This is a genomic window from Agrobacterium leguminum (assembly GCF_015704895.1).
GTDB classification, from domain to species: domain Bacteria; phylum Pseudomonadota; class Alphaproteobacteria; order Rhizobiales; family Rhizobiaceae; genus Agrobacterium; species Agrobacterium leguminum.
The window spans coordinates 22489-40619 of record NZ_JADQWB010000010.1 but is presented as its reverse complement, the minus strand read 5'-3'; the positions used below and the strand labels follow the sequence as shown (position 1 = coordinate 40619).

11 protein-coding genes are annotated in these 18131 nt (G+C 62.0%); 4 read left to right on the top strand and 7 right to left on the bottom strand.

Annotated elements, in window-relative coordinates; translation table 11 throughout:
* Positions 1-159: 159 nt before the first annotated feature.
* Positions 160-1095 carry a DMT family transporter gene (locus I3J13_RS15660; protein WP_059753763.1) on the bottom strand — a complete coding sequence of 312 codons (936 nt, stop codon included), beginning with the start codon at positions 1093-1095 and terminating at the stop codon, positions 160-162.
* Positions 1096-1535: 440 nt separating this feature from the next.
* Between I3J13_RS15660 and pepN the strand changes: the two genes are divergently transcribed.
* From pepN to I3J13_RS15645, 3 genes are all read left to right on the top strand, one after another.
* Positions 1536-4184 (top strand): aminopeptidase N, encoded by a 2649-nt coding sequence (pepN, locus tag I3J13_RS15655; protein WP_196379396.1) that lies wholly within the window; start codon positions 1536-1538, stop codon positions 4182-4184.
* Between the two features lie 128 nt (positions 4185-4312).
* Entirely contained in the window at positions 4313-4633 is a 321-nt protein-coding gene (locus tag I3J13_RS15650; RefSeq protein ID WP_196379395.1) for a carboxymuconolactone decarboxylase family protein, read from the top strand.
* A gap of 237 nt (positions 4634-4870) precedes the next feature.
* Positions 4871-7207, top strand: a complete 2337-nt coding sequence (locus tag I3J13_RS15645) for a PAS domain-containing sensor histidine kinase (RefSeq protein WP_196379394.1) — start codon at positions 4871-4873, stop codon at positions 7205-7207.
* Between the two features lie 184 nt (positions 7208-7391).
* Here I3J13_RS15645 and I3J13_RS15640 read toward each other — a convergent pair whose 3' ends face one another.
* Entirely contained in the window at positions 7392-10361 is a 2970-nt protein-coding gene (locus I3J13_RS15640) for a bifunctional [glutamine synthetase] adenylyltransferase/[glutamine synthetase]-adenylyl-L-tyrosine phosphorylase (protein ID WP_196379393.1), read from the bottom strand.
* A gap of 287 nt (positions 10362-10648) precedes the next feature.
* Here I3J13_RS15640 and I3J13_RS15635 point away from each other — a divergent pair, with 287 nt between their 5' ends.
* Complete coding sequence (locus tag I3J13_RS15635) at positions 10649-11512, top strand: MipA/OmpV family protein (RefSeq protein ID WP_196379392.1); 864 nt, start codon at positions 10649-10651, stop codon at positions 11510-11512.
* A gap of 75 nt (positions 11513-11587) precedes the next feature.
* On the opposite strand, the gene I3J13_RS15630 is transcribed toward I3J13_RS15635, so the two are convergent.
* From I3J13_RS15630 to I3J13_RS15610, 5 genes are all read right to left on the bottom strand, one after another.
* Positions 11588-13309, bottom strand: a complete 1722-nt coding sequence (locus I3J13_RS15630; RefSeq protein ID WP_196379391.1) for a saccharopine dehydrogenase family protein — start codon at positions 13307-13309, stop codon at positions 11588-11590.
* A gap of 61 nt (positions 13310-13370) precedes the next feature.
* Positions 13371-13796, bottom strand: a complete 426-nt coding sequence (locus tag I3J13_RS15625) for a DCC1-like thiol-disulfide oxidoreductase family protein (RefSeq protein ID WP_196379390.1) — start codon at positions 13794-13796, stop codon at positions 13371-13373.
* A 173-nt stretch (positions 13797-13969) separates the two neighbouring features.
* The gene (locus I3J13_RS15620) at positions 13970-15379 is read right to left on the bottom strand and encodes a sensor histidine kinase (RefSeq protein WP_174056897.1); all 1410 of its coding nucleotides are present in this window, start codon (positions 15377-15379) and stop codon (positions 13970-13972) included.
* A gap of 9 nt (positions 15380-15388) precedes the next feature.
* Positions 15389-16147, bottom strand: a complete 759-nt coding sequence (locus tag I3J13_RS15615) for a response regulator transcription factor (protein WP_031233368.1) — start codon at positions 16145-16147, stop codon at positions 15389-15391.
* Positions 16148-16460: 313 nt separating this feature from the next.
* A complete protein-coding gene (locus tag I3J13_RS15610; protein WP_196379389.1) occupies positions 16461-18059 on the bottom strand; it encodes a Do family serine endopeptidase in 1599 nt (532 codons plus the stop codon).
* Positions 18060-18131: the final 72 nt, after the last annotated feature.

Below are 18131 nucleotides of genomic sequence, written 5' to 3'. Positions count from 1 at the left end.
TGGGCTGAAAAGACTCTTCTCGCCGCGTGAGAGCCGCGTCGGCTGGATCCCGGCTCAAGGCCGGGATGACGGAGGAGAAGCATTTTTCGTGAAATTCGGTGGTTGAGAATGCCGCGCGCTTATCCTGGAAACAGGCAAGACGCGCAGATTTGGGTTCCGTCATCCCTGCGGTGTCGAGGCCTTGCGGGCCGCCCGTCTTGCCAGACCCAGCTGATGCTCGCGAAAGATGATGAAGATGCCGGCGAGGATAACGATCGCCGTGCCGATCAGCATTGTCACCGTGGGAATATCTCCGAACAGAATGTAGGAGACCGCGATGCCGAAGATGATGGAGCTGTATTCGAAGGGCGCGATGACCGAGACTTCGGCGTGCCGATAACTCTCCGTCAGGAAGATTTGCGCAACCCCGCCGCAGATGCCGCTGGTGATCAGCAGCATGGCCTGCGTCATGCTCAACGCGCTCCAGCCGAAGGGCACGCTGACAAGCGACAGCAGGGTGGCGGTGAGCGAAAAATAGAGCACGATGGTCGGCGTCTTTTCCGTTTCCACCAGTTGCCGCACCTGGATCATCGCCAGACCGCCGAGCGCCGCACCGCACAATACGGCAATGGCCCCCAGCCCCTCGCCGGCGGCAAAACCGCCTTCCCGCAGAAGCGTCATCTTCGGCCAGAGAATCACCAGCACGCCCGTCATGCCGACAAAGACCGCGCTCCAGCGATAGATGCGCACCTTTTCATGCAGGATGACGGCGGCAAAAACGACCGCGAGAAGCGGCGAGGCGTAACCGATGGCGATGAATTCCGGCAGCGGCAGCATGGTCAGCCCGTAAAAGCCGCAGGCCATGGACAGGATGCCCAGAAACCCGCGCTTGAAATGGCCGAAAAGATTATTGGTGTGCAGCGCGCTGGTCAGCGCATGCAGCCACGCCAGATAGACGACAATCGGGAGAATGGCGAAAGCGGAGCGAAAAAAGGTGATCTGGCCGGCAGGCACATCGCCTGCGGCCTTGATACAGGTCTGCATGACAAGAAAAAAGCCGACCGAAATCAGCTTCAGGCTAATCCCGCGAAAGGGATTCATCGGTTCGGCGTTCATTGGCAACTACTCATATCGGCTGCGCAAACACGCCATCGGGAGATTTTTCATGCGGGGAGGACGACGCAAGGGAATTGGATTTGCGCAAGGCTAGAGCATTCCCCCGGCGCTTTACAACAAAAAATGTGATTTACCCGTGAATTCCGTTGATTTGGGGATGTATTGTTTTCGCGGCTGCGGAAATGATGCAAACCAAAAGCGACGCGCGCTAAAATTTGAAGAAAATAAAATATAATTTCAGCAATCGTTCAACATTTGCTGCCATGGTCCACAGGTCCGGCGGCGGGAGGATTGTCTGCATGGCCGGCAAAGCCTTCCATGGCGGGACAGAACGTCCTCCGACGCGCACATGAACGTGACGAATATTCTACCCATTTTACATCCGGGCCTTATGACGACATGATGCCGGGAAGACCACGCAAAGTTATTCAGGGACAGTCATGCGAACAGACACGGGCCAGATCGTTCACCTGGCAGATTACCGCCCCACCGATTTCGTTCTGGAGCGGGTGGATCTCACCTTCGAACTCGACCCCAAGAATACCAAGGTCGAAGCCCGTCTGATCTTTCACCGGCGCGAGGGTGCTGAGCGGCAGGCGCCGCTGGTTCTCGATGGCGACGAGCTGAAGCTTTCCAGCCTGCTGCTCGACCAGGTGGAGCTTCCCGCCGGTCAATATGAGGCAACGCCGGAGAGCCTGACCATCCGCGACCTGCCGGCGGAGGCGCCCTTCGAAATCTGCGTCACCAATTACATCAATCCGCAGGTCAATACGCAGCTTATGGGGCTCTACCGCACCAATGGCGTTTATTGCACCCAATGCGAGGCGGAAGGTTTCCGCCGCATCACCTATTTCCCCGACCGGCCGGATGTTCTGGCGCCCTATACGGTGACGATCATCGCGGCGAAGGACGGCAATCCCCTGCTGCTCTCGAACGGCAATTTCCTCGGCGGCGGCAATTACGATGAAGGCCGTCACTTCGCGGCATGGTTCGATCCGCATCCGAAACCAAGCTATCTTTTCGCACTCGTCGCCGGCGATCTCGGCGTGGTGGAAGATACCTTCACCACCATGTCCGGCCGCGACGTGACGCTGAAGATTTACGTCGAGCACGGCAAGGAGCCGCGTGCGGCCTATGCCATGGACGCGCTGAAGCGTTCGATGAAATGGGACGAAGAGCGTTTCGGCCGCGAATACGACCTCGATATTTTCATGATCGTCGCCGTGTCGGATTTCAACATGGGCGCGATGGAGAACAAGGGTCTCAACGTCTTCAACGACAAATTCGTGCTGGCCGACCCGGAAACCGCCTCCGACGCTGACTACGCCAATATCGAGCGCATCATCGCGCATGAATATTTCCACAACTGGACCGGCAACCGCATCACCTGCCGCGACTGGTTCCAGCTCTGCCTGAAGGAAGGCCTGACGGTCTATCGCGATCAGGAATTTTCCGCCGACATGCGCTCACGCCCGGTCAAGCGCATTGCCGATGTGCGTCACCTGAAATCGGAGCAGTTTCCCGAGGATTCCGGCCCGCTGGCGCATCCGCCGCGCCCCGATACCTATCGTGAAATCAACAATTTCTACACGACGACCGTTTATGAAAAGGGCGCCGAAGTCACCCGCATGATCGCCACGATCCTTGGGGAAAACGACTTCAAGAAGGGCATGGATCTCTATTTCGAGCGCCATGACGGCGAAGCCGCAACCGTCGAGGATTTCGTCAGGAGCTTCACTGACGCCAGCGGCCGTGACCTTTCGCAGTTTTCGCTGTGGTACACCGAAGCGGGCACGCCGCTCGTCTCCGTCTCCTCGGCTTATGATGCGGGCAAGTCCACATTCAAGCTCACTCTGGAACAGACCACCGCGCCGACGCCCGGCCAATCGGTGAAGCAGCCGCGTCATATTCCGCTGTCGCTGGCGCTGATCCTCGACAATGGCCAGATCGCCGAGCCTCAGACCGTCGAAGGCGGCGACTATCGCGATGGCGTGTTGCATCTGACCGAACGCAACCAGACATTCTCCTTCTCCGGCATTTCCTCGCGGCCGGTGCTGTCGATCAATCGCAGCTTCTCGGCGCCGATCAATCTGGATTTCGAGCAGAATGCGGCCGATCTGGTGCAGATCGCCCGGCATGAGACGGATATGTTCGCGCGCTTCCAGGCGCTGACCGATCTTGCCCTGCCGGCGCTGATTGCCGCCACTAGGGCCGTGCAGGACGGCAAGGACGTTCAAACGGATGCGGAACTGACCGCAACGCTTATCGAAATCATCGGCAACGACGCACTTGAGCCCGCCTTCCGGGCGCAGGCTCTCGCCTTGCCGAGCGAAACGGATATCGCCCGTGAAATGGGCGGCGACAACGATCCGGACGCCATCCACAAGGCGCGCAACGCCACCATCAAGGCCATTGCGACGGCCGGGCTCGAAACGCTGCGGCGGCTTGCCGACAGCACGGCTGACGGCGAGGCCTATAGCCCGGATGCGGCAAGTGCGGGACGCCGTTCGCTGCGCAACGGCGCGCTGACCTTCCTCGCCTTTGCCGAGGAAACGCCGGCCCGCGCGGCGAAGGCCTTTGCCGACGCCACCAACATGACCGATCTCGCGCATGCGCTCAGCGTCCTGACCCAGCGTTTCCCGGAAAGCACGGAAACAAAGGAAGCGCTTGCCGCCTTCGAAACGCGCTTCGCCGACAATGCGCTGGTGCTCGACAAGTGGTTCTCGCTGCAGGCCGCCATTCCGGGCGACGGTGCGCTCGACCGGATCAAGGCGCTGATGAAATCCAAACATTTCATCGCCACCAACCCGAACCGGGTACGCTCGCTCGTCGGCACGCTTGCCTTCGCCAACCCCACCGGCTTCCACCGTGCCGATGGTGCGGCCTACCGGTTCCTGGCGGAACAGATCATCGCCATCGACAAGCGCAACCCGCAGCTTGCCGCCCGCATTCTCACATCCATGCGCTCCTGGCGATCGCTGGAGGCAAGCCGCGCCGAACACGCCAAGGCGGCGCTTTCGACGATCGCCGACGCCAAGGGGCTGTCGACGGATGTAAGCGACATCGTCGGGCGCATCCTGAAGGGCTGACCGCCCCGCCAAAACTCCGGACAATGCCGATACGCCGTCTTGATCGCCATCAAGGCGGCGTATTGCGTTGCGCGACAGGATGGTTCGCGAGAGGCCGGGAACGGCTGAAGACCGGAAAGGAATTTCAGATGACGGATATGTCCAAGACCAGCGCTTCGTTTCAGCGCTTTATGACCGATGCTCCGGCCCACAAGGCGGCATGGTTTCAGGCCGTGCAGGGTCTCAGGGCGGCGTCCACGCTCGATGTGAAGACGCAGAGCCTGATCTATATCGGCATTCTTGCCGCCCTGCGTCTGGAAAGCGGGCTCTCCTTTCACGTGATGGAAGCCAAGGTGCGGGGCGCGAGCCGCGACGATATAATCAGCGCGGTGCTGACCGGTCTTCCGGCGGCGGGCAATGGCGTGATCAGCGCGCTTGGCACGGCTCTCGACGCCTTCGACGGAGCCTGACGCCTGTTCCAGCGGCGCTCCGCAACGACCGGATCGGATTGCCGGCTCACTGATTTCGTTCATAATTCCCGCCTTCGCCAAAGCGGAAACAGACCGTCCCGAAAAAATACGGAGTCGGTTCAAGGGGTTAAAATTCTTTTAACTTTTGCCTCTGGACACAGCGAATCGCATTTGATTCACTAGTCATATTCGAGCGGCGGCGCTTCGAATCACTGGGGACATCTTGAAGGCGGGACAATGACGAACGTGCGGCGGGCGACTGCGGGCGATGAGCGGCCGTATGCCAAATTTTCTGATCTTGCGGCCTGGGGCGAAAGGCTTTCCAGCGACCTGATGGGTTTGATGAATGGCTCCGACCGCCCGATGCCGCAGGTCGAGACCCTGCTGAAACGTCTCATTCCCATTCTCATCCTCGCCTTTCTCGTCGTCGTCGCGGCCTCGCGCATGCTGGGCATCGTTGCCGAATATAGCCGCATGGAAGAGGCCGCCCGCCATTCCACGGCGCTGACGGCGCTGACGGCCAAAGCTGCCCTTCTCAACAACGATACCGTTTTCACCGCGCAGGATCGCGCCCGCGCCGAAGCCAATCTCGTCGCGGCGCTGCCGTCGGGCAGCCTTGCCGACGGTACGATGGTGCTTCTTTCGGGCAGCAATGGCCGCATTTTCGCCGGCGCCGGCAAGGAAGCGATGCTTTATATCGGCACGTCGCTGCCGGCTTTGCTTCCGGAAATCGCCATCGTGCAGCGTTTCCCCGGCGCGCCCGGCACCATCGAGACCAATATTGACGGCCAGCAGCACTATGCGACGATGATCCCCTTCGGCGACGATGGCGCGATGGTGATCGCAGCCCGCTCGCTGCAGCCGATCCGTTCCTTCTGGCGCAGCGAAATCGCCATGAACGTGACGCTGTTCGCCGGCATCTCCTCGATCCTGCTGGTCGTGCTCTATGCCTATTACATGCAGGTGAAGCGCGCCCGCGACGCCGACGATATCTTCGCCGAATCCAACCTGCGGGTTGAGACCGCGCTGTCTCGCGGCCGCTGCGGATTGTGGGATTTCGATCTTTCCACCCGGCGCATGTTCTGGTCCGGTTCGCTTTACGAAATTCTCGGGCTGCCGCCGAAGGCCGCACCGCTTTCCTTCTCCGACGCCGCCCGCATGATGCATTCCGAAGACGGCAATCTCTACGAGCTTGCCCGCGCCGTCGGCTGCGGCAACCTGCGCCAGATCGATCAGATCTTCCGCATGCGCCATGCCAAGGGCCATTATGTCTGGCTGCGCGCCCGCGCCCAGGTCATCCGCACCAATAACGGCCCGCGCGTCATCGGCATCGCCATGGATGTGACCGAACAGCACCGCCTTGCGCAACGCTACGCCGAAGCCGACCAGCGCCTTGCCGACGCCATCGAATCCACCTCGGAAGCCTTCGTGCTGTGGGACAAGAACGATCGCCTCGTCATGTGCAACACCCATTACCAGAAGGCCTATGGCCTGCCGGACAGCGTGCTGGTGGCGGGTACGGAAAAAAGCACCGTCTATGCCGCAGCCGCTCGCCCCGTCGTTGAACGTCGCGTTGCCGATCCGGACCAGTCCGGCCTGTCGCGCACCACGGAAGTGCAGCTTGCCGATGACCGCTGGCTGCAGATCAACGAACGCCGCACCCGCGATGGCGGCCTCGTTGCGGTCGGCACCGATATCACCCTTCTGAAGCGCCATCAGGAACGGCTGCGCGATTCCGAACGCCGGCTGATGGCCACCATCGGCGACCTCTCCGCCTCACAGCACAAGCTGGAGCGGCAGAAGACCGAGCTTTCCGACGCCAACGCCAATTATCTCGCCGAAAAAGAGCGCGCGCAGGCCGCCAACCGGGCGAAATCCGAATTCCTCGCCAATATGAGCCATGAGCTGCGCACGCCGCTCAACGCCATCCTCGGCTTTTCCGATATCCTGCAGAACGAAATGTTCGGACCGGTCGGCTCGCCGAAATATTCCGAATATGCTCGCGATATTCACGATAGCGGCAAACACCTGCTCAACGTCATCAACGATATTCTCGACATGTCGAAGATCGAGGCGGGCCATATGCGCATCAACCGCGAGACCATCGATCTCGCGCCACTGATCGAAGAGACGCTGCGGCTGACCGCCATTCAGGCCGAACAGAAGAACATCATCGTGCAGCAGAAAGTCTGCGCTGGCCTCACCATGCAGGGCGACCGCCGCGCCATGAAGCAGATCATGCTCAACCTGCTCTCCAACGCCGTGAAATTTACCGGCGACGGCGGCCGCATCGCGCTGCGCACCCATGTGCATCAGGCCGCGATGATCCTCACCATCGCAGACACCGGCATCGGCATTCCCGCCCAGGCGCTCAACAAGATCGGCCAGCCTTTCGAACAGGTGCAGAGCCAATATGCCAAGAGCCAGGGGGGCTCCGGCCTCGGGCTCGCCATTTCCCGCTCGCTGGTGAAGCTGCATGGCGGCACGATGAAAATCCGCTCGTGCGAGGGTCGGGGCACCGTGGTGACGATCATCATTCCGCATGCGGCGGGGTGCTGCGGGACGGTGCATTGAGTTGGCGTCGGATGCGGAGCTTACCCCCCTCTGCCCTGCCGGGCATCTCCCCCACAAGGGGGGAGATCGACCAGCGGCAACGGCTCGATCATCTCAAACGTTGCGAATTCGGCGAGGAGCGTCCGTCTAGCTGATCTCCCCCCTTGTGGGGGAGATGCCCGGCAGGGCAGAGGGGGGTGAAGCCTCACCCGCCATTCTTCACCGTTCCCACAAACGCCTTCCGCACCGCCTTCGCCAGCCGCTTCACCTCCCCCTCCAGCGTGGGAATGTCAGGGCAATCCCCCGCCCGGCAAACGAGATCGGTGAGGCCCGCCGGCGCTTCCTTCGGGTTGAAGGCGCCATCGATGCATAGCCGCACGATCTGCGAGATTTCGGTGTAGAGCGCCATCGCCGCCATGCAATCATCAAAGGCCTGCGGCTCCATGACAGGGGCGGCGAGCGCCTGCAGCGCTTCGGCCGTGTTGCGCCCCGGTTCATGCGCGGCAAGCCCCTTCACCGGCCCCACCAGCGCCAGATATTGGGCGATGAATTCGAGGTCGATCAGCCCGCCATTGATGAGCTTGAAATCCCAGTTGTTTTCCGGCGGCTTCTCCTGCTCGATCAGGCTGCGCATCTCCAGCACATCAGTGGAGACCTTGGCCACGTCACGTTTCTGGGACAGGATGGAGGCGATGATGCGGCGCGCATCCTCCATCAGCGAGGCATCGCCGCAGATCAGGCGGGCGCGCGACAGCGCCATGTGTTCCCAGGTCCAGGCTTCCTCGCGCTGGTATTTCTCGAAGGCGGAAATGCGCGTCGCCACCGGCCCCTTGTTGCCGGAGGGGCGAAGCCGCATGTCCACCTCGTAAAGCACGCCCTCCGCCGTCGGCGCGGAAAGCGCGGCGATCAGTCTCTGGGTGACGCGGGTGAAATAACGCACGACATCGAGCGGCTTTGCGCCGGTCGATTCATGGGCGGCATCGTTATAATCGTAAAGCAGGATAAGATCGACATCCGAACCGGCCGTCAGCTCGAAGGAGCCAAGCTTGCCCATGCCCATGACAGCCACGCGCCCGCCGGGATAAGGCCCATGCGCCGCTTCCATCTCCGCCAGAACGGCATTGAGCGCGGCCTCGATTACCAGATCGGCAAGGTGAGTGAAGGCGCGGGCGGCCACCTCGCCGCGGATTGCGCCGGTCAGGAGCCGCACGCCGATGAGGAACCGCTGTTCGGCGGCGAAAATGCGCAGCCGGTCGAGAATATCCTCGTAGTGGCGGGCATTGGAGAGAAAGCTTCCCATGCGGTGGGCGAGATAGTCGCGCGTCGGCACGTCGCTCATCAATGCCGGGTCCAGCATGCCGTCGAACACATGCGGACGGGCGGCGATGATTTCGGCAAGGCGCGGTGCGGACGACATGATCGTCACCAGCAGGTCGAGCAGCGCCGGGTTGTTGCCGAGCAGCGAAAAGAGCTGGATGCCGGCCGGCAAACCGGAGAGGAAATTGTCGAAACGCAGCAGCGCCTCATCGGCCCGTTTGCTTTCACCGAATGCGCGCAGCAGGTCCGGCGTCAGCTCCGTCAGCCGTTCGCGCGCCTCCACCGATTGCGTCGCCCGGTAACGGCCATTGTGCCAGGTGCGGATGACGCGGGAAATATCCTCCGGCCGCTCGAAACCGAGGGCGGAGAGCGTCTTTAACGTATCGGGATCGTCCTTCTGGCCGGTGAAGACCAGATTGCCGGCCTCGCCTGACAGCTTCACCTCCTGCTCGAACAGCGCCGAATAACGCCGTTCCACCAGCCGCAGCACCTGTTCCAGCTTTTCCGAAAAGGCCCTGGTGTCCTCGAAACCGAGCATGAAGGCGATGCGCTTAAGTTCGGCTTCGGTGTCGGGCAGCACATGGGTCTGCTCGTCGCGCACCATCTGGATGCGGTGCTCCACTTCGCGCAGGAACCAATAGGCGTCTGTCAGGCTGTCCCGCGTTTCGGCGTCGATCCATTTCGCCTCGGTCAGCGCCGCAAGCGCCTCCTGCGTTGCGCGCACCCTGAGCGCCGGCATACGGCCGCCGGCAATCAACTGCTGGGTCTGTGCGAAAAACTCGATCTCACGGATGCCGCCGCGCCCAAGCTTGACATTGTGGCCCTTCACCGCAATCGCGCCATGGCCCTTATGGGCGTGGATCTGCCGCTTGATGGAATGAATATCGGCAATCGCCGCATAATCGAGATATTTGCGGAAGATGAAGGGCGTCAGCTCGCGCAGGAAATCCTCACCCGCCTTGATATCGCCGGCCACCGGCCGCGCCTTGATATAGGCGGCACGTTCCCAGTTCTGCCCCCTGCCCTCGTAATAAAGCAGCGCCGCCTCCACGGGGATGGCGAGCGGCGTCGAGCCGGGGTCTGGCCGCAGCCTAAGATCGGTGCGGAAGACGTAACCATCGGCCGTGCGCTCCTGCATGATGCGGACCAGACGGCGCATCATCCGGCCGAAATTCTCCGTCGCATCATAGGGATCATCCATGATGCCGGCTGAGGGTTCGAAGAACACCACGGCGTCGATATCGGAAGAATAATTCAGCTCCCGCGCGCCGAGCTTGCCCATGCCGAGCACGATGAGGCCCGACCCATCGCTGGGGGCTGCGACATTCTTCAGCTTCAGCTTGCCGCTCTCATGGGCGGCGAGCAGCAGGTGATCGATGGCGGCGGAAAGCGATGCATCCGCCATGTCGCTCAGCCAGCGTGTCGTATCGCGGGCGGTGAAGATGCGCGCCAGATCGGCAAGTGCCGCGATGAAAGAGAGCCGCCGCTTGGCTACCCTCAGCCGCGACATCACCTCGTTTTCGCTCGGCACCCCGCCTTCTTCGCCCGGCTTCCAGCAATCGCGCGCCTCATGGACAAGACCCGCCAGCAGCGGCTCGAGCGGTTTCGACATCGCCAGCGACAAAAGCCCCTCATCCGCCGACGCCATGTCACGCAGATAGGGGGACAGCGTGAAAGCCGCGGCGATGAACTCTTTGAGTGCGCTTTCCCCGGCAAGCAGCGCGGCCACCGCCGGCTCGCTTTTGCCGATATCCTTCAGCGTCGAAAGAACGGATTTCAGTTCCGTCTGCGTATAGGGGCGGATCACGCCCGGCAGAACCTCGCTCAGCCGCCTTTCGGCGGTTTCCCGTTTCGTCACTGTGTCTCTCCCTCTTCCGACTATCCTCTCGCCGCTTCCTAACATACGGCTTTCAGGACCGGATGCGCCGCACCCGAAACGTCCCTGCCGCCGCACCTCTTAGAATCCTCCCGGCGCATGCATCTGGCGTTGTAACAAATGCAGGCCGCTTTGCGATCATAAAACCGCCGATGGCGATGTTTTCCAAAGCGCCGTACCCCGTAATGTCTCCGCAATTGTGCCCGCGTAGCGTCAGCCTCAACGAAACCCGACTCCCCGGTTTTCCAACGCTCGGTGTTGCTACGGATATGATCATGAAACAGATTTTTACAGCGAAATTGCAAAAGAACCTGCGCGCGATGGCCCTTTGCCTGACGACGCTGCCCATGGCGCAGGCCGTCTGCACCCCCGTTTTCGCCGCCGATATCGGCAAATCGGACCGGGTGGCCGATCCGCAGGGCAATTTCGACAATGCCCGCTACAGCAGCTCCAGCGACTGGAAGATCACGCTCGGTGTCGGTGCCGCCTACGCCCCGAAATATGAGGGTTCAGACAAGCTGGAAGCAGGCGCCGTGCCGCTGGTTTCCATCGAATATGGAGATACGCTTAGCATCGATTTCAGCGGCGTCACCGTCAACCTGTTGAACCACAACGGCTTCAGGCTGGGTGTGAAGGGCGGCTGGGAGGCCGGGCGCAAGGAGAAGGACGACAGGAAAAACCTGCGCGGAATGGGCGATATCAAGGCGGCCGGCGTGGTGGGCGGCGTCATCGCCTATGGCGTCGACCCCTTCGAAATCTACGCCAAGGTGGACAAGACCATCGACGGCAGCGAAGGCCTGACCGCGACCATCGGCGCCAGCGTCTCGCACAAGGTGGACCAGTTCATCCTGGGCGCCGACCTCTCCGCCACCTGGGCGGACGACAAGCACATGAAATCCTATTTCGGCGTCACCTCGGCCCAGTCCGCCCGCTCGGGCCTGCGCCGCTTCGACGCGAAATCGGGCTTCAAGCGCATCGACGCCAGCGCCTCCGTCACTTACCTTATGACCGAGAACTGGTCTATCACCGGCACGGGCGGCGTCGGCTTCCTGCTGGGGGATGCCAAGGACAGCCCCCTGTCGAAGAAAGATATTCAGCCGTTTGCAATGGTGGGCATCGCTTACACGTTCTAAACCGCGAGCAGGAGAACCGCGCGGCCACGGATGCGCGCTCCAGCACGTCCCCAATGAGGAAAGGCGTCTCTGCCCTCACGCCTCCTCACCCGGTGAAGCGCCGCAAAGCGTTTCACCGGGGCCGCGATGTTTCGCAGAACGGGCGGCCGGTTCCAGCGTGCCCTTATAAGCGACGACGAGACCGACGAAGGGCAGAGAAATTTCCACATCGAAGCAGAACCGGCCGTTTTCCTCGGACTCGAAACTCTCGCCCTTCGGCAGAAGAAAGCCGGGCAGCGGTACGCCCAGAACATGCCATCGCCGAGGGATGAGAGCCAGCCGGCCGCCATCGAGCACCAGCGCCAGAGCGACGGTAACGATGCCGAAGCGCTCCGCCAGCAGATATCGATCCTTGCCCATGCCTGCCGACTGTGTAGACGAGAAGCGCCGCCCGCCGAAATTCCGCGTCCAGCGCTCCTTATCCTTTTCCGGCGTGAAGGTGACGCTGACGGGAACCTGCTTTCCCGCCTGCGGAAAGCCGACGAGCGCGGAAATCATGCGGGCCAGCATGCCCTGTCCGTGGCGTATCTCGGCGACCCCGCTCCATTGCCTCGCATCCTTGCTGTCGTGCAGTTCCCGCAGACGCGGCGGCAAGTCATCGAAGGCCGGGCCGAGAAGCTGGCGGAACAGCGGGACGTCGGGTTCCTCGCGGCGGAACCCCGTGTAGATCGTCTTGCTGCGGAAAAGCCGGTCGTAATCGGCAAGGTTCAGCGCATCCGTGCCGGCGCGTGCGCCGGGCAGCGGGCGCTCGCCGCTCAGCATCTTGCGGACAATAGCCTCGATCGCCATGGAGGGGATGTAGGGGCCGTCATCGCCTTCGGCCAGCAAATGCCAGCTCATCTCCATCGGCCTGCCCGCTGCACGCCCCTGCGCGCGGACGAACATACCGCCGCGATGTTCGCCAAAGCGCATCCGGTTCAGCACGGCATGAAACAGCGGCGATAGCGGCGCGAATGAGGGAAGGCCGAACCGCGCCCGCGCTTTCGCCAGAAGGTTCAACATACGGTGCAGAAACTCCGGCACGGGACCGGCCCCCATCCATATATCGGTCATCGACGGGTGTTCCGGTGGAATCACCTGTAAATCCGGCACATCGACCAGCGAAAAGTGAATATTGCGCAACGGCAGCCTGCCGGGCACGGCAACGGTGAAGCGCCTGCTTTCCGCAAGGCCGACGCCATGCGCCGGCCTGCCATGCCGCCAGAGCTTGACCGGCGCGCCGGCATAACCCACCACCGCCCGCATGACGTTGAGGCCGATCCCGGCATAGGGAGACGGCGCTATTCCGCCCTCGACGGTGAGAATGTCCATGGTCCTTTCCATTTCGCGCAGGACGGCGGCCGTCAGGACGGGGAAACTGCTGACGCCTGACAGGACGAAAACACCGGCGGCTTTCGCCCGCTCGTCGAATTGGCTGACGCCGAAAACGAAATCGGCGGCATCTGCGAAATCGAGATAGTCTATCCCGGCGTCGATGCATGCCGTTATCACGCCGTAACATGCGCTGCCATAGGTCTGGAACGGCCCGGACGCATCGACGACAAGATCGGGCTTGTGGATGCGCAGGGCGTCTGCGATATCGCGGCGATCGAGCATCAGCGGGCGCAATTGCGCCTGTCCGTGCCAGGCTGCGCAAAAGGCCTCCGCCCGTGCGAGGCTGCGGCCGCAGACGAGAATTTCAAGGCTGGACATATCGGCAAGCAGTTCCGCCAGCCGGCCGCCGAACACACCATAACCGCCGAGGATCAATATTTTCATTGCCCTGCCGACGCCTCTGTGCCGATGCCCGGTTTACCTGAACGGGTGGCTATTGCCATGGTCAAAGGATTCTCTCCCGGTACTCCGGCGGCGCTACCCAGCATTCTTCGCGTTTTCCAAACCAGCGGTAGCGATTGCGGGCGACAAAGCGATAAACGGGATCGCGTAGGAATGCGGGAACGATGCGCAATATGGTGACCAGCCGCCAGGGTAGGCCCAGCGCTTCATATATGCTCAGCACGGCATCGCTGTCCTGCCGCACCCTGCCGCCCTCCACGACCAGCATGCTGACCGGATCTTTCGGGTCCATGCCGCAACGTCGGTAAATTTCCGCGCCGATATCGCCCTGCATGGACGCCAGGCGGAAATATCCGGCCCTGTCATGCCGCAGCACGAATTGCGCATTCACGGAGCACAGCACACATTCGGCATCGAACAGAATGATCGGGCCGTGCCCGTCGTCGGTCAAGGGAACCGTAGCTGCCACCCGTCACACATCCTCTCGTCCATCGCACGCGATTTCCGAACAGAGCCATTGCCGTCAATCAATCGGACTATTCTTCAGATCATCTTGCAATACAATCTTGAAAAACAGTCATTTTCCGGATGGCGAAGACTTTGCGCACAAATCCCGGTGAACGGCATCGTCAGCCGCGATGCCTAAGCCTTCGAGACGGGAAACACCATCGAAACGGTCAGCCCCGGACAGGCGCCATTCGCGGCATCCGTGTCCGACAGCATCAGCGATCCGCCATGCAGCTCCATCACGGCCTCCACCAGCGACAGGCCGAGCCCGGTTCCGGGTTTCGAGCGGCTTTCATCCAGCCTGACGAAGCGTTTCAGCACCTCGCCGCGTTTCTCGGCGGGAATGCCGGGGCCGTGATCGGCGACGGAGAGCACGATGGCCTCCGGTTCCCTTGCCAGACGCACAACGAGCTTTTTGTCGCCTTCGCCCTCGCAGGCATATTTCATGGCGTTGTCGATGAGGTTGGAGAGCGCCTGACCGATCAGCTCGCGGTTGCCCTTTACTGACAGGTCAGCCTCTATTTCGGCCTCCAGCACAAGCCCGGCATCCTCGGCCACCGGCTCGTAGAGTTCGGCGCTGTCGGCGGCAATCGCCGAGACGTCCACATCGGTCATTTCGGCGGCGATCGAACCTGCCTCGACGCGGGAAATCATCAGCAGCGCGTTGAAGGTGCGGATAAGCTGGTCGGATTCGGCGATGATGCCTTCAAGCGCTGCGCGCCGTTTCGTCTCGTCATTGTCGTCAAGCGCTGCGGCCGCCTTGTTGCGCAGCCGCGTCAGCGGCGTCTTCAGATCATGGGCGATATTGTCGGAGACCTGCCGCAGGCCTTCATTCAGCTTTTCGATGCGGCCGAGCATGGCGTTGAGCGAGCCGGACAGGCGGTCGAATTCATCGCCGGAGCGGCCCTGCGGCAGGCGCTGCGAAAGGTCGCCGGCCATGATCTTCTTGGTCGCCGCCGACATGCGGTCGATACGTTTCAGCGCGTTGCGGCCGATGCCGAACCAGATGAGCAGCGCGCCGCCACCCATGATGGCGAGCGCCACCATCAGCGCGTTGCGCACCAGCGCCCGGAACTTGGTGGGTTCGCCGAGGTCGCGCCCTATCAGGATGCGCAGGCCATTGTCCAGCATGAAGACATTGGCGGTGGCCAGATGCTGCACGCTGTCGCCGCTTTCGGAGTAACGCTCGTAACGGAAAGGAAAACCGGTCCAGCCTTCCTTGTCGAAAACGCCCGGCTGCACCGAAGCGACGTTGCCGGCAAGGATTTCGCCATTCGGCCCGGCGATGACGTAAAGGCTCGCCCCCGGCTGGCGGGCGCGGCGTTCCATCATCCGCAGCAGCGGGTTGATGCCGCCGCGATTATAGATGCGCTGCACATCCGAGACTTCCTGAAGCACGGCATCGCGCGTCTGCTGGTTCAGCAGCCGTTCGGAAAGGGCGGTGACATAGAAGACCAAGAAGGCGGCGCAGAGCGCAAACAGCAGAATATAGAGCGCCGAAAGGCGCACCGCTGTCGACCGGAACACTATTCTGAGGCGGGCCATTTTCGCCAATCAGCCCTCGTCCTTCATCATGTAGCCGGCGCCGCGAATGGTCTTCAGCAGCGGCTTCTCGAAGTCCTTCTCGATCTTCGAGCGCAGGCGGGACACATGCACGTCGATGACATTGGTCTGCGGGTCGAAATGATAGTCCCAGACGTTTTCGAGAAGCATGGTGCGGGTCACGACCTGACCGGCATTCTTCATCAGATATTCGAGCAGGCGGAATTCGCGCGGCTGCAGCAGGATTTCCTTGCCGTTGCGGCGAACATCGTGGGACAGCCGGTCGAGTTCGAGATCGCCGACCCGGTAGATCATGTCCTGCTCGGGCTTGCCCTTGCGGCGACCCAGCACCTCGATACGGGCGAGCAGTTCGGAAAAGGCATAGGGTTTCGGCAGATAATCGTCGCCGCCGGCGCGCAGGCCGGTGACGCGGTCATCCACCTGCCCCAGCGCGGAGAGGATCAGAACCGGCGTCTCGATGCCGCGACGGCGCAGCTCGCTGATGACGGAAAGCCCGTCGCGGCGCGGCAACATGCGGTCGATCACCATCACGTCGTAAGCGTTCTCGCAACCCATGAACAGGCCGCTCTCACCGTCGCTCGCATGGTCGGCGACGATCCCGGCTTCGCGGAACGCCTTGGTCATATAGGCCGCAGCCTCGAGGTCGTCTTCAATGACAAGAATCTTCATGTGCGGGACAATAGCGCCCTCGCCCTTTTCCGCACAACCGGAAACAGATGCGACAGACATTTCCTGAACCTTGTTTTCCATGAGGTTTCCTCCGAAGACCTGGTCTTTGGCACCTTTGCGCTTCAAGACGGAGCGAGCGCCCAGGGACTGGGCGAGTGCGGCTGGGTTTCTTCTCCCCGCCGGGGAGAAGGTGGCCCGAAGGGTCGGATGAGGGGGCAAGCGCGCAGTCTCTAGCTACCCTTGCCCCCTCATCCCGCTGCCGCGACCTTCTCCCCCACGGGGAGAAGAAACAAGTGGCACGCGCTCGTTCCATATGTTCTGTCCCGTCCTATAGGCGAGACACATTCCTTGGCGACGCCGGCTCCCGAAAGAACCGGCATCGCCTTTCAGCCTATCAACCCTGGTCGATATCCAGAGCGATGAAGCGGCTGCCATCGTCCGTCTGGATCTGGAACAGCGCCTTGGAGCGTCCGTCCTTCTTGGCCTGTTCGAGGATCTTCTCGATATCGGCGGCGGAAGCGACCTGCTGGTTGTTGACCGAGGTGATCTTCTCACCCGTCTTCAGGCCACGGGCGGCGGCATCGCTGTCGGGGTCGACATCGGTGATGGCAAGGCCGTTGCCGTCATCGGCGGGCGCAACCGTCAGGCCGAGGCTGGAGAGCACCTTCTCGCTGGAGGACTGGCCGCCCTTGTCGTCGTTCTGGGCAGGCGTCGCCTTGGAAGCATCGTCGCTGGCGAGATCGCCGAGCGTCACCGTGACAGGCTGCGACTTGCCGCCGCGCCACAGCGAGATTTCAACCTTGGTGTTGGGCGCCATGCCGCCGATGCGGCGCGACAGGTCGCGGGCATCCTTGACGGGCTCGCCATTGACGGCGGTGATGATGTCGCCCTGCTTGATACCGGCCTTGTCGCCCGGCGAGCCGGCCTGTGGCGAAACGACGAGCGCGCCGCTGGCTTCGGAAAGGCCGAGCGATTCGGCGATATCCTTGCTGACGGGCTGGATCTGCACGCCGAGCCAGCCGCGTTCGACCTTGCCGTCCTTCTGCAGGTCGGCGATCACGTCCTTGGCGACCGATGCCGGAATGGCGAAGGCGATGCCGACATTGCCGCCGGAAGGCGAGAAGATGGCCGTGTTGATGCCGACGACTTCGCCGTTGAGGTTGAAGGCGGGACCGCCCGAGTTACCGCGGTTCACGGCGGCGTCGATCTGCAGGTAGTCGTCATAGGGGCCGGAGCCGATATCGCGGCCGCGGGCCGAGATAATGCCGGATGTCACCGTGCCGCCGAGGCCGAAGGGGTTACCGACGGCGACGACCCAGTCACCGACGCGGATCTTGCTGTCATCGGCGAACTGGACATAGGTGAACTTGCGGTTCACATCGACCTTCAGCAGCGCCAGATCGGTGCGCGGATCGCGGCCGACGAGCTTGGCGTCGAGTTCGGTGCCGTCATTCATCACGATCGTATAGGCGGAGCCGTCATCGACGACGTGGTTGTTGGTGACGATGTAACCGTCTTCGGAAATGAAGAAGCCGGAGCCCTGAGCGACGGGGCGCAGCGGACCCTTGCCGTCACGGTGGCGGTTCGGGCCACGGTCGGAGCGATCCTGGTTGGGGCCGCCGAATTCCTTGAAGAAGCGCTTAAGCGGATGGTCGTCCGGCAGCTGGTCGAGGCCACGGCCGCCGAAATTGAAGGAGAAATTGCTGCTATCATCGGAAGCGGGCTGCACGTTCGACTGCACGCGAACGGAGACGACGGCGGGCGACACCGCATCGACCACATTGGCGAAGCTTGGAACCTGCGGCGCATTCACCTCGACGGGAGCGGCAAACGAATGGAGGATCGGTGCGGCGATGCCGGTGGAAAGCATCAGCGCCGCAAGGCCGCCAACGGTCGTGGCCTTCAAAGCCGTCTTCAGCGAGGCCGCCTTCAGCGAGGCCGTCTTCAGCGAGGCCGTCTTCAGCGAGGAATGGCCGTTTTGCGAATGAGACATGGTGTACCTTCTTTCTTCATTCAGACTGGAGCCCGTTTGACCGGGGGAGAAGCGGTGGATGATGAAGATATA